Origin of the sequence: Paenarthrobacter histidinolovorans (genome assembly GCF_014647595.1) — a bacterium.
GTDB classification, from domain to species: Bacteria; Actinomycetota; Actinomycetes; order Actinomycetales; family Micrococcaceae; genus Arthrobacter; species Arthrobacter histidinolovorans.
Genome location: NZ_BMPM01000001.1, coordinates 411621 through 435374, shown reverse-complemented (window position 1 = coordinate 435374; position 23754 = coordinate 411621). Strand labels below are relative to the sequence as shown.

Sequence of the window (23754 nt, the reverse complement as noted above, 5' to 3'; positions counted from 1 at the left end):
TCAGCCCCGGGTCCGGGGGCGCAGCTTGACGCCGGGAAGCGGGGGAGCAGGAATCCGGCCGGCTTCGGGACCGGCATCAGGTCCGTGGCCTTGGACTTGGCCGAAGCGCGAGGCCGCGGCAGCAGCGGCGTCGAGTAATCCTTCCGCTTCCCATTCTTCACGGGCCCGTTCTACTTCCTCGTGGGTGCGCCCAACGAAGTTCCACCACATGAGGAGGTCTTCGCCGAAAGGCTCGCCGCCAAGGAGCATGAAGCGGGTTTCAGGCTGTGCTTCCACGGCGAGGCTGGACCGGCCGGCGCCGAGGTAGGCAAGAGGACCGGCCTGGACCTCCTGGCCGTCAATGACGAGGTGGCCGTCCAGGACCAGTACGGCGTGCTCGAAGTCGGGCCGCAATGGAAGTTCCAGCCGGCCGGATCCCACGATGTCGGCGCCCACGATGGGACTGAACATTGTGGCAGGGGAGCGCTGTCCGGCGAACTCGCCCACCATGACTGTGGCCGAGAAACCGTCTCCTGTGGCCACCGGCAGGTTCCGGACCTGCTCGAATGACGCTGCGCGGTGGCGATGCTCGTCCGGAAGGGCAACCCAGAGCTGGAGCCCCCGAGAAACCGGTAATTCCTCGACGAGCGGGCTGGAACCGTCTCCGGTAGTGGCCGGAAGGACCGAGAACTCCGAATGGGAAATACCGTTGCCGGCGGTCATGATGTTCAGCTCGCCAGGCCGCACCACAACGTCGCTCCCCACGCTGTCGCGGTGCCGCACGGCGCCTTCCAACGGCCAGGTGACAGTCTGCAGGCCACAGTGAGGGTGGGGAAGGACGCTCATGGCCACCCGGTCAGGGCCAAAACTGTCCAGGAAGCACCAGGCTCCGACGGTCGGCAGTCCCCGCTGCGGCAGTGTCCTCATGACGTTCATGGCGCGGACGCCGCCCAAGGGGACTTCCCGTTCAGGCCACAGTTGAACGCATGGCCCCTGGCCTTCGGGTGCGGCAGGGCAAACTTCCTGTGCAGGGGAAGTATCAAGATTGGTCACGTGTTCATCACCTGTGCATAAATGTTGGAAATTGAGCTAATCTGTTCCGTGTGAACAACGCCCTTTTGAGCTACCACGACGCCGTCCTTTACCGTTCGGGTGAACCGTACCGCATCCTCGCTGGAGCCATCCACTACTTCCGGGTTCACCCCGGGCTGTGGCGGGACCGCCTGCGTCGGCTCAAGGCCATGGGAGCCAACACTGTAGACACCTACGTGGCCTGGAACTTCCATCAGCCGCAGCGTGATGCAGCACCGGACTTCACTGGCTGGCGGGACATCGGGCACTTCATCGACCTCGCAGCGGAGGAAGGGCTGGATGTCATTGTCCGCCCGGGTCCCTACATCTGCGCCGAATGGGACAACGGCGGCTTCCCGTCATGGCTGACCGGTATCCCGGGCATCGGGTTGCGCTGCATGGACCCGGTTTTCACCGCCGCCATTGAGGAATGGTTTGATCATCTCCTGCCGATCGTTGCTTCCCGGCAGACCTCCATGGGCGGGCCGGTGGTAGCCGTGCAGATTGAGAACGAGTACGGCAGCTACGGCGACGACCACGAATACATCCGCTGGAACCGCAGGGTGCTGGAAGAGCGGGGCATCACGGAACTGCTGTTTACAGCCGACGGCGGCACCGACTACTTTCTTGACGGCGGTGCGGTTGAGGGAACATGGGCTACGGCAACGCTGGGAAGCCGGGGAGACGAGGCCGTGGAGACGTGGAAACGGCGCCGGCCGGGTGAGCCGTTCTTCAACGTTGAGTTCTGGGGCGGCTGGTTTGACCATTGGGGTGAACACCACCACCGCCGTGATGCTGCCGATGCAGCCCGTGAAGCACGGAAGATGCTTGATCTTGGTGGCTCCGTCTGTGTCTACATGGCCCATGGCGGGACCAACTTCGGCCTCGGATCCGGCAGCAACCACGATGGCTCCCGCTTGCAGCCCACGGTCACAAGCTACGACTCAGACGCTCCCATCGCGGAGAACGGTGCCCTGACGCCGAAATTCCATGCGCTCCGGGCAGAATTCTTCCGTGCGCAGGGCCTCGAGGAGATGCCCGGGCTCCCCCTCGAATTGTTGGCGGACCCTCCGGTGGTACCGGCGCAGTCCCTGCCACTGTCCGCGGGCATGGATTTGCTTGAGCTTGCGCGCAGGTCCGCCAAGCCCGTCAGCAGCGTCAAGCCCCTCAGCTTCGAGCAGCTCGGACTCGACGCCGGTATGGTCCTGTACTCGGCCGACGCCATCCTCCCTGGCCGCGCCGAGGCTCCCAGCGAGTGCCGGTTGAAGATCACGGGCTTGAACGACCGCGCCTACATCTGGGTGGATGGCGTTTTTGCCGGAGTGCTGGACGACACCAGCGGCGCTGAAGGCTTGCCCGTGACAGGCACCGGCGCCTCCGCCAAGCTCGACATTCTGGTGGAGAACCTGGGACGCATCAACTACGGGCCCCTCACCGGGCAGGGCAAGGGCATTCTGGGTGGCGTCCTGGTGAACCAGCGCTATACGTTCCACTGGACACAGGTTCCGGTGGCCCTCTCCGAGTGGGGAAACGATGAGCTGGAACACCTTGCCGGGGCCGACTTTGACTTGGGAGAACCGGCCGATACGTACATTGCCTTGCCCGACTCCGGGAAGGGCTTCGTCTGGCTCAATGGTTTCCTTCTCGGTCGGTACTGGGAAAAAGGGCCGCAGGTCACGCTTTACGCGCCCGCACCGTTGCTGAACGCAGGCCTCAACCACATCAAGGTTCTTGAACTCGGCAAGCCGGGAACCGTCGTCGAGCTGCGTGCCAAGCCGGACCTCGGCCCCGAAGAACCGGGCCCCATCGCTGCCGCCGAATTGCCGTAGGGAGCGGGCGAAGGGAATTATGCTGGCACGATGAGCCCGCAGTTCGACACCCGCCCCGCAGCCTACGCCGTCATCGTCAAGGAAGAGCGCATACTCCTAGCCTACTGGAAGCAGGATGACAAGGAAGGATGGACCCTTCCCGGCGGTGGCCTTGACTTTGCCGAACACCCCGTGGACGGATGCCGGCGCGAAGTCCTGGAAGAAACCGGCTACGAGGCCAGGATTGACCGCATGCTGGGGATCGACGTCGGACACTGGCCGGGAGAGACGCGTCCGGACGGGTCCGTACGTGGCTTCCAGGCCCTGCGGATTGTCTACGAGGCCACCGTAGTGGGCGGAGAACTGACATATGAGGTGGACGGCAGCACAACCCATGCCGCGTGGATTCCCTTGCACGACGTCGTGAAGCTGAACAGGGTTTCCCTGGTCGATACTGCACTGCGCCTCCTTAGTGAGCGCCCGGCAGACGGAAAGCCCAGCACGCAGGGCTAGCCAAGCTGCCCAACAGTTGGCTAGGCTTGGCATCGTTGCCGGCCTCCACGCCGGTCCTGATGCCCAAGGAGGTGGATTTTGATGATTGCCATAACTTCGCGCGCCCCGCACGCGGCGGCGCACCGTCATCACACCACTCATCCTGTCCCGGCATCTGCCCGCCAGTAGCAGGCAACCGGGCCTCAACAGAGGCATCTCATTGAACACTTACGCTTCTTCAAGCGACCCTTCAGCCAGCACCACCATGCAGTTCCGCGGACCGGCGGAATACGGCTTCACAGACAGAACAGCTGCACTCTTCAGCGCCAACCTCCCGGCGGTCAACCAGGACACGGCCAGCGCGGGCAGGGTGGTCCGGCTGGACCGCAACCGGGTGCTCGTGGCATCCGCTGACCACCTTTTGCATCTTCCCTATCCTGCCCAAGGACTGGTACCTGCCACTGGCGACTGGGTCTGGCTTGGCCACAACAACGCAGGCGAGCCGGCCGTCGTCGACGTTCTGCCGCGATACTCGGCCTTGAGCCGTAAACGCGCCTTTGAGGCTTCCTCCGAGGAACAAGTCCTTGGCAGCAACATCGACATTGTGGCGGTGGTGGTCCCCGTGGACCGGCCGTTGACCCACAACCGACTGGAACGCACGTTGGTGGCTGCCTGGGATTCCGGAGCCACTCCGTTGGTGGTCATCACAAAAGCCGACCTGGCGGATCTTGCGGATGACGTGGTGGGGGAGGTCATCGTGCAAGCGGCCGGCGTGGAAGTGGTCACCACCTCGGCAGAGCAAGGTGATGGGCTCGACGAACTGATGCAGCACATCCCGCCCGGTGCCACCCTGGTCCTGTTGGGTCCTTCAGGAGCGGGGAAATCGACGCTCATCAACGCACTCGCCGGCCAGGACATCCAGCAGACCGGTGCAGTCCGTGCAGGCGACGGCAAAGGCAAGCACACCACAACGGCCAGGGAACTGGTGCCCCTCGGTGGCGGAGCTGTCCTGATGGACACCCCCGGCGTCCGCGGGTTCGGGCTCTTCGACGCGGAGGACGGGATGGAGGAGATGTTCGGAGACCTGGACGAACTCTTCGCCCAGTGCCGTTTTGCTGACTGCGCCCACCAGGCTGAGCCGGGCTGCGCCGTGCAGCAGGCGCTCGCGGAAGGGGCCCTGGATGCGCGGCGATGGGCCAGCTACCTGAAACTGCAGCGCGAGCTGGCCGCACTGAACCGTAAGCATGATGCCGCGGCCCGCCGCGCCTACCAGCGTGAATGGCACCAGAAGGTGATGTCGGCAGACAGGGGCCAACGCGCCGTCGAACGTTATAAACACGACCAGGCTGAGGAACGGTCGGGCAGGGGAGCCAAACGAAGGAAGCGGTGAAACATTGCCGATTGATTACGGAAGTCGTGCCGCCGCTGACATCGTCGGTGGTGCTGGCTACGCTGGGTGAAGATTGCTTTGCAGCCAAGTAATAAGAATGCATATGATCATCAGGCCCTACCGATGTTCTCGACCACAGATAGGTAAGCCCGGGTATGGCCGAAGCCATGATTGAGTTCCAGAGCGTCACCAAGCAATACCAGGGCGGGCAACCGGCGGTGGATGCCCTCAGCATGTCCATCGACAAAGGTGCCATTACCGTGTTCGTTGGGCCTTCCGGCTGCGGCAAGACCACGTCCCTGCGCATGATCAACCGCATGGTGGAGCCCACCAGCGGGACCATCACCGTAGCCGGTGAGGACGTATCCCAGGTTCCCGCGGCCAAGCTGCGCCGCTCCATGGGCTACGTGATGCAGTCCTCGGGCCTGTTGCCGCACCGCTCTGTACTGGACAACATCGCCACCGTCCCGCGGCTTAACGGCGTGCCCAAGGCAGCGGCGCGGAAACGCGCGGCGGAACTGCTCGACGTCGTCGGGCTGGCTTCGGTTCTCGGGAAGCGCTACCCGAGCCAACTCTCCGGTGGTCAGCAGCAGCGCGTCGGGGTTGCCCGGGCGCTTGCTGCTGATCCGCCGGTCCTGCTCATGGACGAACCGTTCAGCGCCGTGGATCCCGTGGTCCGCGACGAATTGCAGCAGGAGCTGCTTCGCCTGCAACGCGAACTTGCCAAGACCATCGTGTTCGTCACGCACGACATTGACGAAGCCACTGTGCTCGGCGACAAAGTGGCGGTGTTTGCCGTTGGCGGCAAGCTGGCCCAGTACGCAGCGCCGGAGGAAATCCTCAGGGCACCGGCAAACGACTTTGTCGCCTCCTTCGTTGGGCGCGACCGCGGATTCCGGCACCTGGCTTTCAACCCGGCCGATGCCGTGACCTTGCACCCGGTGACCATGGTCGGCGCCAACGACGGCCAAAGCGCTGGACGCCGCTCGGGGGAGTGGGCCCTGGTGGTCGACACCGACAACCGTCCGTTGGGGTGGTCCTCGCCGCGTGACGGCGCCGGTCTGATCCCCGGTGGTTCGCTCTTCCGCAAGGGGGACACGCTGCGCCGCGCTTTGGACGCCGCGTTGTCGTCGCCGTCGGGTCTTGGCGTGGCAGTGGACGACGACGGCCGGGTTGCCGGAGTCCTGAAGGCGCCGGAAGTCCTGGCCTTGATCGAGGAAGTCCGCCACCACAGGGAGGACGCCACCTGATGGAGTGGTTCCTCGCCAACAGCGGTATGGTCCTGGGACTTGCCGGCCAGCATCTGGTGCTGGCGATCGTTCCCATGGTCCTGGGATTGTTGATTTCCATTCCCCTGGCCCAGCTTGCCCGGCGGAACAGCACGCTCCGCTCAGTGGTGGCTACTGCGACGTCACTGCTCTACACCATTCCTTCGCTTGCCCTGTTCATCATTCTGCCCACGATTCTGGGCACAAGGATCCTGGACCCCCTGAATGTGGTGGTGGCGCTGACCATCTACGCCGTGGCCTTGCTGGTCCGCGCAGCGATGGACGCGTTCGACTCCGTGGACGATGATCTCCGGAACGCGGCCGTTGCCATGGGCTTCAAACCCATGGCCCGGTTCTTCCAGGTGGACCTGCCGTTGTCCCTCCCGGTGATGTTCGCCGGCCTTCGGGTAGTGTCGGTCAGCAACATCTCCCTGGTCAGCGTTGCGGCATTGCTGGGCGTAGGGAACCTTGGATTCCTCTTCACCGACGGATTGCAACGCACTTTCATCACTGAAGTCGTGGTGGGAATCCTCGCCATCCTGGTCCTGGCCTTGCTGATGGATGCTGTTCTTGTGGTGTTGGAACGACTCCTGACGCCCTGGACCCGCGCGGCAGGGGGCAAGTCTTCCGGTGCCGACGCCACCACCTTGATCACTGAACCCAAGTCCGGACCCGGCCTGCCGCATGCAGGTCTGCGAACAGATCCGGGGGCGTCAGGATGAATATTTTTGCCGAGACCATTGCGTGGCTCGCCGACCCCAAACACTGGACCGGAACCGGGGGAATTCCCACCCGCTTGCTGGAGCACCTGCAATACAGCGGGCTTGTCCTGCTCATCGCCGCAGTCATCGCCGTGCCGGTGGGCCTGTTCATCGGGCACACGGGCCGGGGCCGCGTTGTGGCTGTCGCCGTAGCCGGCGCCCTCCGCGCCTTGCCCACCCTTGGCCTGCTGGTCCTTTTCGCCTTGCTCGCCGGGAGCGGACTCATGCCTCCAGTCTGGGCGCTGGTGATCCTCACCGTGCCGCCGCTTCTCGCCGGTACCTACGCCGGTATTTCCAGCGTTGACGCCAATGTGGTTGATGCTGCCAGGGCCGTGGGCATGACCGAACTGCAGATCCTCTTCCGGGTGGAACTGCCCAATGGCCTGCAGGTCATGTTCGGTGGCATCCGAACCGCGGTGTTGCAGGTCATCGCGACTGTTTCCGTGGTTGCGTACCTGCCGCTGGGAGGGCTGGGCCGATACTTGTTCGACGGCCTTGTCCTTCAGGATTTCCCCAGGATGCTTGGCGGCTCGTTGCTCATCGCCGGCCTGGCGATCGTCGTGGACCTGATCCTCGCTGCAGTGCAGCGGATGGTCCTTTCTCCAGGCCTCACCCTCGACTCAAGAGGCAGCCACAAGGCCGCCGAAGATCTCACAGCCGCGGCTCCAGCCGGGGCTGCCGTTCAAGGAGGTACACCATGAAGAACCCCGTCCCCATGACCCTTACACGCCGTGGTCTCGGCGGCCTCGCAGCCGGTGTGGGTGTGGCCCTCGCCTTGAGTGCTTGCGGCGGCAGCCCCCTGGCCACTCCGTCCTCCGCGGCCCCCAGCGGCTCGTCCGGCGGAGGTTCCCTGGTGGTTGGTTCTGCCGACTTCCCCGAGAGCCAAGTCATCGCTGAGATCTACGTGGGAGCCCTTAACGCCGCAGGCCTCACGGCCACGTCCAAGCCGAACATCGGTTCGCGTGAGATCTACTTCAAGGCAGTGCAGGATGGCTCCATCGACCTCGTACCTGACTACTCCGGCAACCTCCTTTCCTTCGTAGACACCGAGGCCGCGGAGGTCTCGGCCGATGACGTCTACAAGGCGCTCCCCGGCAAGCTTCCTGAGGGCCTCGGGGTCCTGGATGCTGCCAAGGCAGAGGACAAGGACGCCATGGTGGTCACCAAGGCGACGGCCGAGAAGTACCAGTTGAAGTCCATCGAGGACCTGGCCAAGGTGTGCAAGGACTTCACCATGGCTGCTCCGGCAACGTTCGAGACCCGCTCGTACGGCTTCCCCGGCCTGAAGAAGAACTACAACTGCGAGCTCAAGGGCCTGCAGCCGTTCAGTGACGGCGGTGGCAACCTGACCCTCCAGGCTCTGTTGGAGGACAAGGTCCAGGTGGCCGACATCTACACCACCACGCCGTCCATCGTTGACAACGACCTCGTGGTCCTTGAAGATCCCAAGAACAACTTCAAGGCCCAGCAGGTCCTGCCGCTCTACAGCAAAGCCAAGATGACGGACAAGGCCAAGGAAGCACTCAACAATGTTTCCAAGATCCTCACCACCGAGGACCTCATCAATCTGAACAGGGCCGTAAGTGGCGACCAGAAGCAGGCACCCAAGGACGCAGCAGCAGCGTGGCTGAAGGACAAGGGCATCGTTAAGTAGCACCCGGACAAAACCGCGTACGACGGCGGTGACGGACCCGCGCGGGTCCGTCACCGCCGTCGTCGTATATGTGAGTTAAGTCTCAGCTGAACTCCATCACCCGTATGGCATATTTGAGGAATGGCGAAATTCAAGCAGTCCACCAAGCTTCATAATGTCCTCTACGACATCCGTGGACCGATTCTTCAGGCCGCCCAGCAAATGGAGGCGGAGGGTCACAGAATCCTCAAACTGAACATCGGAAACCCGGCCCCGTTTGGTTTTGAAGCGCCCGACGCCATCTTGGTGGACATGATCCGCCACCTCCCGAACGCCCAGGGCTACAGCGATTCCCGCGGAATCTTCTCGGCCCGGACAGCCGTATCGCAGTACTACCAAACCCGTGGAATCCAGAACATCCACGTGGACGACATTTACCTGGGCAACGGGGTCAGCGAACTCATCACGATGTCCCTCATGGCTCTGTTGGAGGATGGGGACGAGGTTCTGATACCCACACCGGACTACCCGCTGTGGACTGCCTCGGTTGCCCTCGCCGGTGGCCGCCCGGTGCACTACCTCTGCGATGAGGAGTCGGGCTGGCAGCCCGACCTTGAAGATCTCGAATCCAAGATCACGCCACGAACCAAGGGCATCGTGGTGATCAACCCGAACAACCCCACGGGTGCCGTATATCCGGAAGAGACACTCAAGAAGATTGTGGCCGTGGCAGAAAAGCACGGCCTGGTGCTGTTCGCCGATGAGATCTACGAAAAAATCCTCTACGAAGATGCCGTCCACACCAACCTCGCCGGGTTGACCGGTGACGACGTCCTTTGCTTGACGTTCAGTGGTCTGTCCAAGGCTTACCGTGTCTGCGGTTACCGTGCCGGTTGGATGGCTATCTCCGGGCCGAAGAAGGACGCCGCAGATTATCTCGAAGGCATCAACCTCCTGGCCAACATGCGCCTGTGTGCCAACGTTCCTGCCCAGCACGCCATTCAGACTGCCCTCGGTGGCTATCAGAGCATCAACGACCTCATCCTGCCAGGCGGCAGGCTCCTGGAGCAGCGCAACAAGGCCTACGACCTCCTTAACGCCATCCCGGGAGTCAGCACCCAGCAGGCACGGGGTGCCTTGTACCTGTTCCCGAAACTGGATCCCGAGGTTTACCACATCAGGGACGACGAAAAGTTTGTCCTTGACCTTCTGAAGGAACAAAAGATCCTGGTTTCCCACGGACGTGCGTTCAACTGGGTTCGTCCTGACCACTTCCGGATGGTGACTTTGCCCAACGTTAAGGACATCGAGGAAGCGATCGGCCGCATGGCGGACTTCCTGTCGAGGTACCCGGGCAACTAGCCTGAGGTTCATAGCCGCGCCATGAGGGCGCGTCCGGGCAGAAGGGGTATGCCACATGGCTGCTGCAGTTGAGTTTGCCAAGAGTCCAGCCGAAGTTCTAAGGGTTGGACCAGGCTTTTCGCTGGCAAGCGTTGATCCGCAATCCACTCCTGGTTACACGGGCAACAAAGCTGACGGCAAGGCGTTGCTGGAGGCACAGGATGCGCGGCTGGCGGAGCTGCAGGAAAAGCTCTTCGCCGAGGGCAGGGCGGGCAGCGAGAAACGGCTCCTGTTGATACTCCAAGCCATGGACACCGCCGGGAAAGGTGGCATTGTCAGCCACGTAGTGGGCGCCATGGATGTCCAAGGCGTTCAAGTATCAGCATTCAAGGCCCCAACTGACGAGGAAAAGTCGCACGACTTCCTGTGGAGGATCGAGAAGCAAGTCCCTGCCGCCGGAATGGTGGGAGTCTTTGACCGTTCACAGTACGAGGATGTCCTGATTCATCGCGTCCACGGCTGGGCCGACGCTTCCGAGTTGGAACGCCGGTATGCTGCGATTAATGACTTCGAGACCCGTCTTGCCGAGCAGGGCACCACCGTGGTCAAGGTCATGCTTAACATCAGCAAGGACGAGCAAAAGAAGCGACTCATTGCCAGGCTTGACGATCCCACCAAACACTGGAAGTACAGTCGGACGGACCTCGCTGAGCGGGCCTTCTGGGATGACTACATGGCGGCCTACGACCTCGCCTTTGAGAAGACCTCAACGGATGTGGCGCCTTGGCACGTCGTCCCGGCAAACAAGAAGTGGTACGCCAGGATCGCCGTGCAACAGCTGCTGCTGGATGCACTTGAAGGCTTGGACCTGGACTGGCCCAAAGCAACCTTTGACGTCGCCGCCGAACGCGCGCTGGTGGCGGATTCCTAGCAGTCCCGTGCCTCCAAGCTTCAGTCGGAGCCGGCGGCAGCTCCGGCGTCGTTCCCTGCGTCGCGGGCGGTAGCCAGGCGTTTGCGGGCGCCTTCCAGCCAGTCCTCGCAGCGTTTGGCAAGGGCCTCACCGCGTTCCCAGAGGGCCAGGGACTCTTCGAGGCTGGCCCCGCCTGCCTCGAGCCGGCTGACGACGGCGACCAGCTGTTCGCGGGCTTCTTCGTAGCTCAGGGAGTCCAGGGGATCGGTCCCGGAGGCTGTTGGATTGTTGTCGGTCATGATGTCCTTTGCGTGGTTTTGCCGGGCTGTGGGGAAATCACGGTTCCAGGATCTCCCCGTGACCGGCGGAGACGGCCTTGAATCGTCCGTGGGCAACCCGAATGGCGAGTGCTGTACCGTCCGGAGCCTCCTCGGGAGTGCTGACCACATGGTGGCCTGCCTGGTCCTCTCCCATGAGTTGGACAACGGCGTAACCGCGGTCCAGGGTCTTCTGCGGTGACAGTGCCCGGACCTGGGCCCGCAGGTGATGCACTTGGTCCAGTGCCCTCACAACGGCCGTGCTGACCGCTGAATGTGTTCTGCGCTGCAGGCGATGGATATCCTCCGCGCGGGCGTCCACCATGGTGGCCGGCGAGGCGAGGACCGGGCGTGATTTCAGGGAATGAAGCCTGTCCATTTCGCGGTCCACCATGCGGCTGATGCCGCGGCGCAGGTGCTCCCTCGCTTGCCGGACCATGGCCAGTTCTTCTGCGACGTCCGGAACGATCCGCTTGGCGGCATCCGTGGGTGTGGACGCGCGGAGGTCCGCAACATCATCCAGGATGGGCCGGTCGGCCTCATGGCCGATGGCACTGACCACAGGGGTGCTTGCTGCCGAGACCGCGCGAATGAGGTCCTCATTGCTGAACGGGAGTAGGTCTTCGAGTGCGCCACCACCGCGGGCCAGCACGATGACATCCACGTGCGGATCGGCGTCGAGTTTCTTCAGGGCGGCAATGATCTGGGAAACTGCGGTGTTTCCCTGGACGGCCACTTCCCTGACATCAAACTCAACGGCGGGCCACCGCAGGGCAGCATTGCGCATGACATCCTTCTTGGCGTCCGAGTCCCGGCCAGTTATCAGGCCGATGCGGTGGGGGAGCAGTGGCAGCTTCCTTTTCCGGGAATCGGCAAACAGGCCTTCCGCTGCAAGGGCCTGGCGCAGCCTTTCGATCCTCGCCAGCAGGTCACCGAGGCCAACCGGCCTGATGTCCTTGACCGACATGTTCAGGCGCCCGGTTTTCACCCAGAAGTCCGCCTTCACCAGGGCAACCACGCGCGATCCGCGCTCCAGCGGTACTTTTTGCCGGTCCAGCACGGTGGACCATACGGAGGCAGGCAGGGAAATTTCGGCGTCGACGTCACGGAGCGTGAGGAAGGCGTTGCCGCCCCTGCGGTTCATCTCAATGACCTGGCCCTCGATCCACGCAGCCGGTGCACGCTCAATGTGGGCCTTGAGTTTCCGGGACAGCAGTTGCAGAGGCCAGGGATTGTCCGGGCTGGTTTCAGCAGCGGTCCCGGGAAGGGTTGATTCCGGCGTCGCTTCAGCGGACATGGCTGGTCCGTGCCTGTTCCGGTCGCTGCGGTTGTGGCTGCATTCTTGTTGTCCTCGTTCAGGGGTGCGTCCTTGGATGCCGGCCGCCTTCCAACTCTATCCATAGCTTTATCGCCGGCCCCGACATTTTTCCTATCATGTGGACAGACCTAGGATGGTGGCACTGCCCCCAACCCCAAGGATGACCTTGCGTACTTTTGTCACAGCAGTTGGAGTGGTCCTCGCCGTGCTCCTCACGGCCATCGCCGTTCCCACCGCGTGGGTGGACCAGAACATCGTCAAGGAAGAAGGGTTTGTCCGCATCGCGGGATCCCTGGGAAATGATCCCGGATTCCAGAGCAAGCTGGCCGCTGCCGCTGTTGGGACCTTTGAGTCCTCGGTGGATCTCCCGGATCCCATACAGTCCCTGGCCGCCGACGCCCTGCGGAAAGCTGCCTCGGGCATGCAGTCGTGGAGTGACTATCCAAAGGCTTGGGAGGACACTGTCAGGAACAGCCACAGGCTCAACTTCGGCACAGCGGACCAACCCGAAGAAGCCCGCGGCAGTACGGCTCTGGTCCTCGATATCGGTCCCATGGTCAGGCTTGTTCGCGACCACTTCGCCGAGGCAACCACGATTCGGATTGATGTTCCGGCCGAGAGCCTGGTGTCGCTGGGGCAGCCCTCCCACCGGCAACTTGTTGAGCGTGTCGCGGCCTTCGCTCCCTTGTGGTGGGTGGCGGCGCTCGGCGCCGTGGTTTCGGCCCTCCTCGCGCTCGTTGCCTCACGACGGCGTTCCCTGGTGATGGTGTTCCTGGGACTTGGTGGATTGGCCCTTTCGGCCCTCTGGACTGCCGGGGCTGATCTCGCCGGGGGAGTGGTGGGGAACCTCGACAGTGCCAATGGTGTTGCGGAGCTGTTCAAGGATGAGTTCCTCACTGCAGCCAGGACAGGCTTTGGGCAATGGATTGTTGTTGCTGCGGTGGTATCCGGGGCTGTCCTTGTGGTGGGCGTCATAGCTGCGGCGGTGTCAGGGCGACAACGGTCACGTTCTGCCGTGAGCTAAAGGCCGGGCCGGTAGCATGGAGACATGACCAGCACAGCAGTTTCCATTCCTATGCCAATGGTGCCCCGCAGACGGCGATCTCCGGAAGAGGTACAGGCAGCGGCTCCCGTTACGGGTCCCAAGAAGGTCCTGCTGGCAGCCCCGCGCGGCTACTGTGCCGGTGTGGACAGGGCTGTCATCGCTGTTGAGAAGGCCTTGGAGCACTACGGGCCGCCCGTCTACGTCCGGAAGCAGATCGTCCACAACGTCCATGTGGTCAGTTCCCTGGAAGAACAGGGCGCCATTTTCGTGGAGGAAACCGACGAAGTTCCCGAGGGCGCCCTGGTGATCTTCTCGGCACACGGCGTTTCTCCCGCTGTTGTCCAGTCGGCTGAGGACCGCGGCCTTCGCACCATCGATGCCACCTGCCCCTTGGTCACGAAGGTTCACCGCGAAGCTGTCCGGTTCGCCAAGGATGACTACGACATCCTGCTCATTGGCCACGAAGGCCATGAAGAGGTTGAAGGTACGGCCGGCGAGGCTCCCGAGCACATCCAGATCATCAACGGCCCGCACGAGGTGGACAAGGTCACTGTCCGTGACCCGGAGAAGACCATCTGGCTCTCGCAGACGACGCTGAGCGTGGACGAGACCATGGAAACTGTCCGTCTCCTGAAAGACCGCTTCCCGACCTTGCAGGATCCGCCCAGCGACGATATCTGCTACGCCACCACCAACCGCCAGGTAGCCATCAAGAAGATCGCTCCGCAGGCTGACCTGGTGATCGTCGTGGGTTCCGCGAACTCGTCCAACTCGGTACGCCTGGTTGAAGTTGCCCTCGAATACGGAGCCAAGAGTTCATATCGTGTCGACTTTGCGAACGAGGTGGACGAAGCCTGGTTCGAAGGTGTGGCTACCGTTGGTGTGACCTCCGGGGCCTCTGTTCCTGAAGTCCTGGTGCAGGATGTCCTGCGACTGCTGGCGGACTATGGCTACGGTGAAGTTCAGGAAGTTGTCACGGCAGAAGAAGACCTCCTCTTCTCACTGCCCAAGGAACTGCGTGCAACCTTGAAGAAGGCCGGCGACGTCACGCGCGCCCTGGGTGGGCGCGGCAACCGGCCCTCGTCCTAGGGCCCAAACCCAGACACTGGGCTCCGAACATTTGACCCGTCGCGGGCCGCCTACGGACGGCCTGCGACGGGTCTTTTAATAAGGCTCCTGAATCGCGTTGATCAGGCTGCTGAATCGCGGTCTTCCCTGTTTTCAAGGAGCTCCGGGGCTGCCAGGGCCCGGGGCACGGCTTCCACTTGCGGCGGTGCTGTGAGGCCGGCATCGTCCATGGTGTTGAGCTTGCGGGCCGTGGGGAGCACTCGTGCTTCCAAGGTGCCCACCATGGCGTTGTAGCGATCTACGGAGGTCTTGAGGGAGCTCCCCAGCTTGCTGACATTCTCACCCAGTGTGCCCATGCGTTCGTACAACTGCTTGGCGAGCTCAAACAGCTCGTGGGCACTGTCCGTGAGGACATCCTGCCGCCAGGTGAAGGCTACGGATTTGAGGACAGCCAGCAGCGTGCCGGGGGAGGCCAGGACGACGTTCCTGGACAGGGCGTGCTCCAGCAACGCGGGATCGGCCTCAAGCGCGGATGCCAGGATGGACTCCGCCGGAAGAAAACAGATCACCAGTTCGGGGGAGTTGCCCGGAATATCCCAGTACTTCTTGGTAGCCAGAGCATCGATGTGTGCCTTAAGGGCTTTGGCGTGCTGTGCCAGGAGTGTTTTTGAGTCCTGGTTGCTGGCAGGGGTTACCGATTCACCGAAGGCCCCGTCTCCATGCAATTGCTCCTGGGCCGCGAGGTAGGAGGCCAACGGGACCTTGGCGTCCACCACCAGTTGCTTGCCGCCGGGCAGCTGAACCACGAGGTCGGGCCGCAACGTGTTCTCGGTTCTGCCCGAATGCACCTGTTCGTGGAAGTCCACATGGCGCAGCATCCCGGACGCTTCCACCACCCGGCGGAGTTGAACTTCACCCCACTGGCCACGAGCGCTGTTGGAACGGAGAGCGGAGGCCAAGGCGTGGGTGGACCTGAGAAGCTGTTCATCGGAAAGTCGTGCGTCCTGCAGTTGCTGGGCAAGCTGTCCGTACTGCTCAACGCGGTCCCGTTCCAGCAACGACACCTGTTGCTGAACCGCAGTCAATTTCTCGGCTACGGGAGCCAAAGCCCGTAGAACACTGCCATCGGAATTCCTGGCCGCGCTCAACTCGCGGTTCTGCGTAAACAACAGCCGCCGCTCGGCGTCGGCCGCTGCCAACTGGGCCGTCACCTCCGAAAGCCGCGACGAGACGGCGTCGAAGTCCTCTTCCAGGCCGGCGCCCCGGCGTCGGAAAACAACGTAGCCGGCAGCGAGACCAACAGCAGCGCCGACCAGCAGCATCAGCAGAGCCAAAACCAATCCAAATCCATCCATGAGGCAACCCTGTCACAGGGGTCCGACAGTTTTAGCGAGGCGCCCGGCAGGAGGCGCTCTGACTTCCCAAGGCAAGCGGGGACGCGCTTCCTACGGGTAGAATCAATGCTCGTGGCTCTTACTATTGGCATCGTCGGACTGCCCAACGTCGGCAAATCAACCCTTTTCAACGCACTGACCCGCAATCAGGTGCTCGCAGCGAACTACCCGTTCGCTACGATCGAGCCCAACGTTGGCGTCGTGAACCTGCCGGACCCCCGCCTGGCGAAGCTGGCCGAGATCTTCGGTTCGCAGAAGTTGCTGCCCGCTCCCGTGTCCTTCGTGGACATCGCCGGTATCGTCAAGGGCGCATCCGAAGGCGAAGGCCTGGGCAACAAGTTCCTGGCCAACATCCGCGAGGCTGAAGCCATCGCCCAGGTTGTCCGCGTTTTTGACGACCCCGATGTCATCCACGTCGACGGGAAGGTCGACCCGCGCTCCGACATGGAGACCATCAACACCGAACTGATCCTCGCTGACCTTCAGACCATCGAAAACGCCATCCCGCGCATCGAAAAAGAAGTCAAGATCAAGAAGCGCGACGCCGCAGAACTGGCCGCCATTAAGGCCGCCCAGGCAGTGCTGGAACGTGGCGACACCATCTTCTCCTCCATCAAGAGCGACAAGCTCGAAATGGGCCACCTCAAGGAGCTCGGACTCCTGACGGCCAAGCCGTTCATCTACGTCTTCAACGCGGACGAGGGAATCCTTGGCGACTCCGCCAAGCAGGAAGAACTGCGCGCCCTGGTGGCGCCCGCAGACGCTGTATTCCTTGACGCCAAGCTCGAATCCGACCTCGTTGAACTGGACGAGGAAGAGGCCCGCGAGATGCTGGAAATGAACGGCCAGTCCGAATCAGGCCTCGACCAGCTGGCACGCGTCGGGTTCCACACGCTCGGCCTGCAGACCTACCTTACGGCCGGCCCCAAGGAAACCCGTGCATGGACCATCCGGCAGGGCGACACCGCACCGCAGGCAGCAGGCGTGATCCACTCCGACTTCCAGCGTGGCTTCATCAAGGCCGAAGTTGTCTCCTTCGATGACCTCATCGAGGCAGGATCCATGGCCGAGGCAAAGTCCCGCGGGAAGGTCCGCATCGAAGGCAAAGAGTATGTAATGGCCGACGGCGATGTGGTTGAATTCCGCTTTAATGTCTAGATTTTATTAGATGGAAATATGCCGCCCCCCGTGAATCGGAGGGCGGCTTATTTTTTTGTGGTGTGTGCCGGGGTAGTCCGCCGGTTATGACGACCCCGTGAAACATGCCTGGCTATGGCACCATGAGCTGTAGAGAAAACAATAGGGGGAAATTGTCATGACCGAACCACATCAACCGCCTGCCGCGCCGGACGGGCCGCCGCAGAATACAGTCCCGCACAATGCGGCACCGGACAGCCCTTCAGTCATCGGCGCAGAGACCGGCGCCAAAAATTTCGGCTCTACCAACGCCGGCCTCAAAAGCGGGCCGTTGTCCGGCGTCGTCAATTCCTTTGACGCCAAGTCGCTGATTCCGGGGGCCGTGGTGGGGGCCATTTCCTATGCGGCCGTTCTCATCACCGCACTTCTCTTCCTGATTCTGGCTCTTATAGGTATCGCCCTCAGCAACGGCGGCAACACCGATCTACCGTCCAATTCGATGGTTTCCGGCGGCAATAGCAGCAGCATGCCGTCCCCCTGGTCCCTGATGGGTCAGTTGGCCGTTCAAGTGGTGGTCATGAGCCAGCTTGGGGCGCTTGGCACGAGCATCGACGCAACCATCCCCTTAGTTGGCAGCGTCAAAGGTTCAGCATCATTCTTTGCCGTTCCACTGTTGTTGACTGCCATCTCAGTTGCGGTCCTGTTCCTTGCCGCACGGATTGCCGCCAAGCGGTCCAACGCCCACACCACGGCCGGAATCTGGATCGAGGCAGCAACAGCCGGCCTCGTATTCACTCTCCTGGTCAACATCTTCGGCGCGATATTTGCCGTGAACCTGCCCGTTTCCAACGTGAAGATCAGCTCGATCGGGGCCGTGACCTTTGGCTCTGTGTTTTTTGCGCTGATCCTTGGAACCCTTGCCGCATATTTGGGCCGGATATCGGGTAAACCGCGCGTCCCGGCGCGTAGTGGGCCGGGTGCCGCAATTGGTCGGGCCTTCGAAGCTGTGGCCGTTCATTATGGTGCATTTCTTGCCATTGCGATTCCCGTCCTGGTAATTGCCATGGGCATTAAGTCCGGATGGCAGGCCTCGCTCTCCTCACCTTTGTGGGCGCCCACGGCAGGCTTTTTCATGTTCGGATTGGGCCACCTGAGTGCCGTCAGTCGCACCTGGAATTCCGGTTCCAGCATGTCGTCGTCAAATTCATCAGGCTCGGATATCAGCTTTGGATTCGGCAATGCACTCACCCAATTCGGCGTGCCGGGCTGGGCCGGGTGGCTGATGCTTCTCCTGGCATTGATCTCTGTCGTGGTGGCTTCTGTTTTCTGGTACCTGCGCCGGGGGCCGATGGTCAGCAACAAGATCACCGACTGGGTCCTGCTTCCCGCTGCCTTCCTTGTGGCCGGGACGCTGATGACGTGGCTCAGTGGTGTAACAGGAACGTTCGACGCCGGGTCACTGGCTTCGGGGTCCGTCAGTATGACGCTGGCGTGGTGGACGCCGTTCTTCTTGCTGCTTTGGGGCGGCGCAACGGAAGTTTCAGCACGTTTCCTCGCGCCCCGGTTGAGCAGCTATGTGCCCTTGTCCGTGGCGGGCAGGATCGCTCCTGCCCGGCCTGTCGCTGCTGAGCAGGCGGCCACGGCTCCTGATGACGGTCAATCCGTGCCGGCTGACGCTGCGGGCTACCCGGCCATGGCACCCAGGGAGCCCATGACTCCCCAGGCGAAGCGCAAGCTGAGCCTGATCCTGGGAGCAGCAGGTCTGGTGGTCGTACTGGTCGTCGGGGGATTCATCGCCGTCGATATGATCAAGGGCAACAACGGACCAGACAAGGCCGTAGCCGGCTACCTCCAAGCGATGCAGAACGGCGAGGCATCCAAAGCGATGGCCATCGCCGATCCCGGCGTCGCCAGTGACCAACGAATTCTGCTGACCGATGAGGTCTATTCCAAGGCGGGCAAGCGCATCGACAGGTTCGAGATCTTGTCGACGAGTGTCTCGAACGACACAGCCACCGTGGTTGCGGCCATGTACCAGGACGGCCGGAGACAGCAAACGACCTACCGTTTGCATAAGTCCAACCCGGAGTTCTTGGACGATCACTGGGTCATGGACTCTGCGTCTCCCCGGACGTTGCGCATTTCGTCCGACACCCCGGTGAAGACCCTCCTGATCAATGGACAGCCAGTTGATGTCAATCTCTCCGACAGCCGCTCCGTGACATATCCCGCCTTGCCCGGCGAGTACACGGTGGAGTTGCCATCCTCGGAGAAGTACCTGACGGCTCCGAAGCTGACCACGATGGTGACCATCGGCACGGTGTCGACTTCTTCAGCGGCCAGCCTGAAGGTGGAAGCTTCCGAAGCATTGAAGACAGAGGTGATGGCCCAAATCGATGCCTACCTGGCTGAATGTGTGAAGTCCACCGAGGCCCGGCCAGCCAATTGCCCTTTGAACAGCTACAGTTCCTCGCGCTACACAAAGAACTTCCGCTGGGCACTCACCACCAAGCCCACGTTCGTTGTCAGCAAGGGCTACGGCGAAACCCCTTGGCGTGTACGCACGTCGAATCCGGGGAAAGCGACCGTCACTTACGAGAAGGACAACTCATATGGTTTCGGGACGCCGGACTGGAAAACCACAACGGACACCACCTCAGTCTCACTGAGCGCCAACATCAGCATGGATGGTGGCAAGGTAAAGGTGTCGTTCAACGACTACTAGGATCCACACGTTGAGGCCCTTCCCGGTTCGCCGGGAGGGGCCTCAGCAGTATGAAGAACTTTAAGTTTCAGGGAAAGCCAACGAGAAAAGCGGTCACGGAACTGCCGTTGCCAGTGACCCCGCTCATCCACGGGGCGAGAAATGAAGTGGGAACCGGGTTGCTTCTACGCCCGAAATACGTCCTGTCCTGCTGTCAGACAGCGAATGCTACCACTGGGTAACGTTTGACTTGAAATTCCCGGCGTTTTAGGCATGTAGAGGTTGCGGAACGGTTACAGTTTGGCCAGCATGTTCCAACATCCGGACGCAATGTGGGTAGGCTTACACTCACATGTAGGCAACGTCACAGTAGGAATCTGTGCCCTGCCTTGGGGGAACCTACCAAAATTCCCCTGATCAACTTCCCGACTCATAGGAGGCGGAATGCGTTTCTCGCGCACTTCCAAAGCTCTAGGCGTAGCGGCGATCATCGCCCTCGCAGTGACCGGTTGCGGCGGCGGCGGCGGCAGCAACAACAACAGCTCTGCCGCAGCTGACCCGAACAAGGTCATCTCCGCATACAGCAACGAACCGCAGAACCCGCTGCTGCCGGCCAACACCAACGAGGTGTACGGTGGCCGCGTCGTGGAGCTGCTGTTCGAAGGCCTTCGTGCCTACGACTCCGACGGCAAGCCGGTCAACGCCCTGGCAGATTCGATCGAGACCACCGACTCGCAGAACTGGACCATCAAGGTCAAGTCCGGCGCCAAGTTCACCAACGGAGAGGCCATCACGGCCAAGACCTTCGTTGATTCCTGGAACTTCGCCGCACTGAGCACCAACCTCCAGAACAACGGCTTCTTCTTCGAATCCATCGAAGGCTACGCCGACGTCAGTGCGGTCAACGAGACCACAGGCGCTGACGGCAAGAAGACCTCCACTCCGGCGCCGACGGCACAGACCATGTCCGGTCTCGCTGCCAAGGACGACCAGACCATTACGGTCAAGCTCTCCCAGCCGGAGGCTGACTGGTCCCTGCGTCTTGGTTACTCCGCCTTCTACCCGCTTCCTTCCGAGGCCCTGAAGGACCCGAAGAAGTTCGGCGAGAACCCCATCGGCAACGGCCCGTACAAGTTTGAGAAGGAAGGTGCCTGGGTACACGACCAGTCCATCTCCCTGGTCAAGAACCCGGACTACAGCGGACCGCGTGCCGCCAAGAACGGTGGCGTGACCTTCAAGTTCTACACCGATCCCGGCCCCGCATACACGGATCTCCAGGCTGACAACCTCGACGTCACCGACGTCGTTCCGTCGAACGCCCTGAAGACCTACACCACGGACTTCCCGGACCGGAACTCCACCCGTCCGAACGCCAACAACTCCACCCTGAACATCCCGGGCTACAACCCGAACTTCCAGGGTGAAGCTGGAACGCTGCGTCGCCAGGCTCTGTCCCACGCCATCAACCGTGAAGAGATCACCAAGGTCATCTTCAACGGCACGCGTACCCCGGCCACTGAGTTCACCGCACCGGTCCTCGACGGTTACAACGATTCCATCCCCGGCAGCGACGTCCTGAAGTTCGACGTCCAGAAGGCCAAGGATCTGTGGGCACAGGCTGAGAAGATCAAGCCCTACGACGGCTCCAAGCCGCTCCTCATCGCCTCCAACACTGATGGTGGCAACAAGGAATGGATCGACGCCGTTGCAAACGGCTTCAAGAACAACCTCGGCATCCAGGCTGAAATCCAGCCGTTCGCCAAGTTTGCTGAAGTTCTCGACCTGCGCAAGTCGCAGTCCCTCCCGGGTCTGACCCGCGCCGGCTGGCAGGGCGACTACCCGTCCCTCTACAACTTCCTGGGACCGGTTTGGGCAACCAACGCATCGTCCAACTATGAGAAGTACTCGAACCCTGAGTTCGACAAGCTCCTCAAGGAAGGCCTTGCAGCCAAGACGCCAGAGGACGCCAACAAGAAGTTCAACCAGGCACAGGAAGTCCTCTTCAAGGACCTCCCCGGCCTGCCGTTGTGGTACCGCGCAACCCCGATCGTCTGGAGCAACAATGTCGTCTCAGCTGAAACCGGCTGGAACGGCGGCATCCGTTACTTCGACATTGAGGCCAAGTAGTCCTCAGGATCTGAACTTGCCGTAAGGCAAAGGGGGTCCGGCCAACGCGCCGGGCCCCCCTTGCTTGCTTGGCAGGAAGGCACACATGACATTCCAACGCCCAACCAACGGAGAGGGGTGACCGGTGGTTCGCTTCATTTTCCGCAGGCTCCTCCAGGTCATCCCGGTATTCCTGGGGACCACGCTCCTCGTGTATTACATGGTTTTCGCACTCCCCGGAGACCCAATTGCTGCGCTCTTCGGTGAGCGCCAGCCTCCGCAGAGCGTTATCGACGCCCTGCGGGCGCAGTACAACCTGGACCAGCCGTTCTGGGTTCAGTATGGACTCTTCCTCAAGAACCTGTTCACCTTTAACCTTGGCGTCGACTTCACACAGCAGCCCATCGCTGCCGCTCTTGCCAGGGCGTTCCCCGTAACGGCCATGCTTGCGATCGAGGCCCTGATCATCCAGGCAGTCTTCGGCATCGCCTTCGGTGTCTTCGCCGGGCTGAAGAAGGGCAAGCTGTTCGATTCCACGGTCCTGGTCGTCTCACTCCTGGTGATCGCTGTTCCGACGTTCGTTCTCGGCTTCGTTTTCCAGCTCATCTTTGGCGTTCAACTCGGTTGGGCAAAGCCCACAGTGGGTGCCAATGCTGACTGGGGCAACCTGATTCTTCCCGCTGTAGTCCTTGGACTCGTGTCCTTCGCCTACGTCCTTCGTCTTACGCGGGCATCAGTCAGCGAAAACATGAACGCTGACTACGTCCGGACCGCCACCGCGAAGGGGCTCTCCCGTCCCCGCGTGGTTATTGCCCACATCCTCAGGAACTCCTTGATTCCAGTGGTGACCTACCTGGGTGCGAACCTTGGTGGCCTCATGGGCGGCGCCATTGTTACGGAGGGCATCTTCAACGTGCCGGGAGTTGGAAACAAACTCTTCCAGGCCATCCAGCGCAGCGAGGGGCCGACCATCGTAGCCATCGTCAGCGTCCTGGTCCTGGTCTTCGTTATCACCAACCTCCTTGTTGACCTCCTGTACGCCTGGCTTGACCCGAGGATCCGCTATGACCAGTAATACTGAACACTTCGTGGCTCCTGTCGAGGAGACACCGCTTCTGGCAACTGATGCTGTCAAGACAGATCAGGCGCCCCTGAGCCTGTGGGCTGATGCGTGGCGCAAGCTGCGGCGTCGCCCCCTGTTTATTGTTTCCTCGCTTCTGATCCTGCTCCTGGTGACTGTTGCGCTGTTCCCTGGACTCTTCACAAGTGTCGAGCCCAACAATGACTGCCAGCTGTCCAACTCTGAAGGTGCACCCACAGCAGGCCACCCGCTTGGCTTTACCTTGCAGGGTTGCGACGTTTACTCCCGGGTCATCCACGGTACGCAGGCGTCACTGTCGGTGGGCGTTCTGTCCGTTCTCGCCGTCGTCATCATCGGTGTCACACTCGGAGCCTTGGCCGGCTACTACGGTGGATGGCTTGACGCCGTCCTGGCCCGCCTTGGCGACATCTTCTTCGCCTTGCCGATCATCCTTGGTGCATTGGTCATCACGCAGCTTCCGTTGTTCCGTGAGAACAGGAGCGTCTGGACCGTGGTCATGACCATATCCCTGCTGGCATGGCCGCAAATGGCACGCATCACCCGTGGTGCGGTCATCGAAGTGCGCAATGCGGACTTTGTCACCGCTGCCCGTTCGCTGGGTGTCTCCAAGTTCGGTGCCCTGGTCAAGCACGCACTGCCGAATGCCCTCGCTCCGGTGATCGTGCTGGCAACGCTTGAACTGGGTGTCTTCATTGTTCTGGAAGCCACCCTGTCATTCCTGGGTGTTGGTCTGCCCGGCAGCGTGATGTCATGGGGTAACGACATCTCCGCGGCCAATGCGTCCATCCGTACCAATCCCGGTATCCTGCTCTACCCGGCAGCCGCCCTGTCCATCACCGTCCTGAGCTTCATCATGCTTGGCGACGCCGTCCGCGATGCTCTTGATCCCAAGAGCCGTCAGCGCTAAGGA

At 61.8% G+C, this 23754-nt stretch carries 20 protein-coding genes; 16 read left to right on the top strand and 4 right to left on the bottom strand.

Features of this window, described 5'->3' with window-relative positions:
* Nucleotides 1–1032, bottom strand: coding sequence for a pirin family protein (locus IEY62_RS01965; protein ID WP_189013478.1), 1032 nt, complete (start codon nucleotides 1030–1032; stop codon nucleotides 1–3).
* Between the two features lie 50 nt (nucleotides 1033–1082).
* Here IEY62_RS01965 and IEY62_RS01960 point away from each other — a divergent pair, with 50 nt between their 5' ends.
* The 9 genes from IEY62_RS01960 to IEY62_RS01920 all read left to right on the top strand — a co-directional run bounded on the left by IEY62_RS01960 (nucleotide 1083) and on the right by IEY62_RS01920 (nucleotide 10674).
* A complete protein-coding gene (locus tag IEY62_RS01960) occupies nucleotides 1083–2879 on the top strand; it encodes a glycoside hydrolase family 35 protein (protein ID WP_189013476.1) in 1797 nt (598 codons plus the stop codon).
* A 30-nt stretch (nucleotides 2880–2909) separates the two neighbouring features.
* The gene (locus tag IEY62_RS01955) at nucleotides 2910–3371 is read left to right on the top strand and encodes an NUDIX hydrolase (RefSeq protein WP_189013474.1); all 462 of its coding nucleotides are present in this window, start codon (nucleotides 2910–2912) and stop codon (nucleotides 3369–3371) included.
* Nucleotides 3372–3570: 199 nt separating this feature from the next.
* The gene (gene rsgA, locus IEY62_RS01950; RefSeq protein WP_189013472.1) at nucleotides 3571–4740 is read left to right on the top strand and encodes a ribosome small subunit-dependent GTPase A; all 1170 of its coding nucleotides are present in this window, start codon (nucleotides 3571–3573) and stop codon (nucleotides 4738–4740) included.
* A gap of 155 nt (nucleotides 4741–4895) precedes the next feature.
* Nucleotides 4896–5990, top strand: a complete 1095-nt coding sequence (locus tag IEY62_RS01945) for an ABC transporter ATP-binding protein (protein WP_308424476.1) — start codon at nucleotides 4896–4898, stop codon at nucleotides 5988–5990.
* Nucleotides 5990–6730, top strand: a complete 741-nt coding sequence (locus tag IEY62_RS01940; RefSeq protein WP_189013470.1) for an ABC transporter permease — start codon at nucleotides 5990–5992, stop codon at nucleotides 6728–6730. Before IEY62_RS01945 ends, IEY62_RS01940 begins: the two co-directional genes overlap by 1 nt.
* A complete protein-coding gene (locus tag IEY62_RS01935; RefSeq protein ID WP_189013468.1) occupies nucleotides 6727–7470 on the top strand; it encodes an ABC transporter permease in 744 nt (247 codons plus the stop codon). Before IEY62_RS01940 ends, IEY62_RS01935 begins: the two co-directional genes overlap by 4 nt.
* The gene (locus IEY62_RS01930; protein ID WP_189013466.1) at nucleotides 7467–8423 is read left to right on the top strand and encodes an ABC transporter substrate-binding protein; all 957 of its coding nucleotides are present in this window, start codon (nucleotides 7467–7469) and stop codon (nucleotides 8421–8423) included. Before IEY62_RS01935 ends, IEY62_RS01930 begins: the two co-directional genes overlap by 4 nt.
* 120 nt (nucleotides 8424–8543) lie before the next feature.
* Nucleotides 8544–9764 (top strand): pyridoxal phosphate-dependent aminotransferase, encoded by a 1221-nt coding sequence (locus IEY62_RS01925; protein ID WP_189013464.1) that lies wholly within the window; start codon nucleotides 8544–8546, stop codon nucleotides 9762–9764.
* Nucleotides 9765–9819: 55 nt separating this feature from the next.
* Nucleotides 9820–10674 (top strand): polyphosphate kinase 2 family protein, encoded by an 855-nt coding sequence (locus IEY62_RS01920; RefSeq protein ID WP_189013462.1) that lies wholly within the window; start codon nucleotides 9820–9822, stop codon nucleotides 10672–10674.
* 20 nt (nucleotides 10675–10694) lie between these two features.
* Here the strand turns inward: IEY62_RS01920 and IEY62_RS01915 are convergent, their stop codons facing one another.
* Complete coding sequence (locus IEY62_RS01915; RefSeq protein ID WP_189013460.1) at nucleotides 10695–10952, bottom strand: exodeoxyribonuclease VII small subunit; 258 nt, start codon at nucleotides 10950–10952, stop codon at nucleotides 10695–10697.
* A 37-nt stretch (nucleotides 10953–10989) separates the two neighbouring features.
* Nucleotides 10990–12267, bottom strand: a complete 1278-nt coding sequence (gene xseA / locus IEY62_RS01910; RefSeq protein ID WP_189013458.1) for an exodeoxyribonuclease VII large subunit — start codon at nucleotides 12265–12267, stop codon at nucleotides 10990–10992.
* 181 nt (nucleotides 12268–12448) lie between these two features.
* On the opposite strand from xseA, the gene IEY62_RS01905 reads away from it, so the two are divergent.
* Complete coding sequence (locus IEY62_RS01905) at nucleotides 12449–13312, top strand: hypothetical protein (protein WP_189013456.1); 864 nt, start codon at nucleotides 12449–12451, stop codon at nucleotides 13310–13312.
* 24 nt (nucleotides 13313–13336) lie between these two features.
* Complete coding sequence (locus tag IEY62_RS01900; protein ID WP_189013454.1) at nucleotides 13337–14422, top strand: 4-hydroxy-3-methylbut-2-enyl diphosphate reductase; 1086 nt, start codon at nucleotides 13337–13339, stop codon at nucleotides 14420–14422.
* A 101-nt stretch (nucleotides 14423–14523) separates the two neighbouring features.
* On the opposite strand, the gene IEY62_RS01895 is transcribed toward IEY62_RS01900, so the two are convergent.
* Nucleotides 14524–15756 carry a DNA recombination protein RmuC gene (locus IEY62_RS01895; RefSeq protein ID WP_189013452.1) on the bottom strand — a complete coding sequence of 411 codons (1233 nt, stop codon included), beginning with the start codon at nucleotides 15754–15756 and terminating at the stop codon, nucleotides 14524–14526.
* A 111-nt stretch (nucleotides 15757–15867) separates the two neighbouring features.
* On the opposite strand from IEY62_RS01895, the gene ychF reads away from it, so the two are divergent.
* The 5 genes from ychF to IEY62_RS01870 all read left to right on the top strand — a co-directional run bounded on the left by ychF (nucleotide 15868) and on the right by IEY62_RS01870 (nucleotide 23751).
* Complete coding sequence (ychF, locus tag IEY62_RS01890) at nucleotides 15868–16953, top strand: redox-regulated ATPase YchF (RefSeq protein WP_189013451.1); 1086 nt, start codon at nucleotides 15868–15870, stop codon at nucleotides 16951–16953.
* Between the two features lie 157 nt (nucleotides 16954–17110).
* Nucleotides 17111–19657, top strand: coding sequence for a hypothetical protein (locus IEY62_RS01885; RefSeq protein WP_189013450.1), 2547 nt, complete (start codon nucleotides 17111–17113; stop codon nucleotides 19655–19657).
* A gap of 423 nt (nucleotides 19658–20080) precedes the next feature.
* Nucleotides 20081–21763, top strand: a complete 1683-nt coding sequence (locus IEY62_RS01880) for a peptide ABC transporter substrate-binding protein (protein ID WP_189013449.1) — start codon at nucleotides 20081–20083, stop codon at nucleotides 21761–21763.
* 124 nt (nucleotides 21764–21887) lie between these two features.
* A complete protein-coding gene (locus IEY62_RS01875) occupies nucleotides 21888–22817 on the top strand; it encodes an ABC transporter permease (RefSeq protein WP_079580645.1) in 930 nt (309 codons plus the stop codon).
* Nucleotides 22807–23751, top strand: coding sequence for an ABC transporter permease (locus tag IEY62_RS01870; protein ID WP_189013448.1), 945 nt, complete (start codon nucleotides 22807–22809; stop codon nucleotides 23749–23751). Before IEY62_RS01875 ends, IEY62_RS01870 begins: the two co-directional genes overlap by 11 nt.
* The last annotated feature ends 3 nt before the right edge of the window (nucleotides 23752–23754 follow it).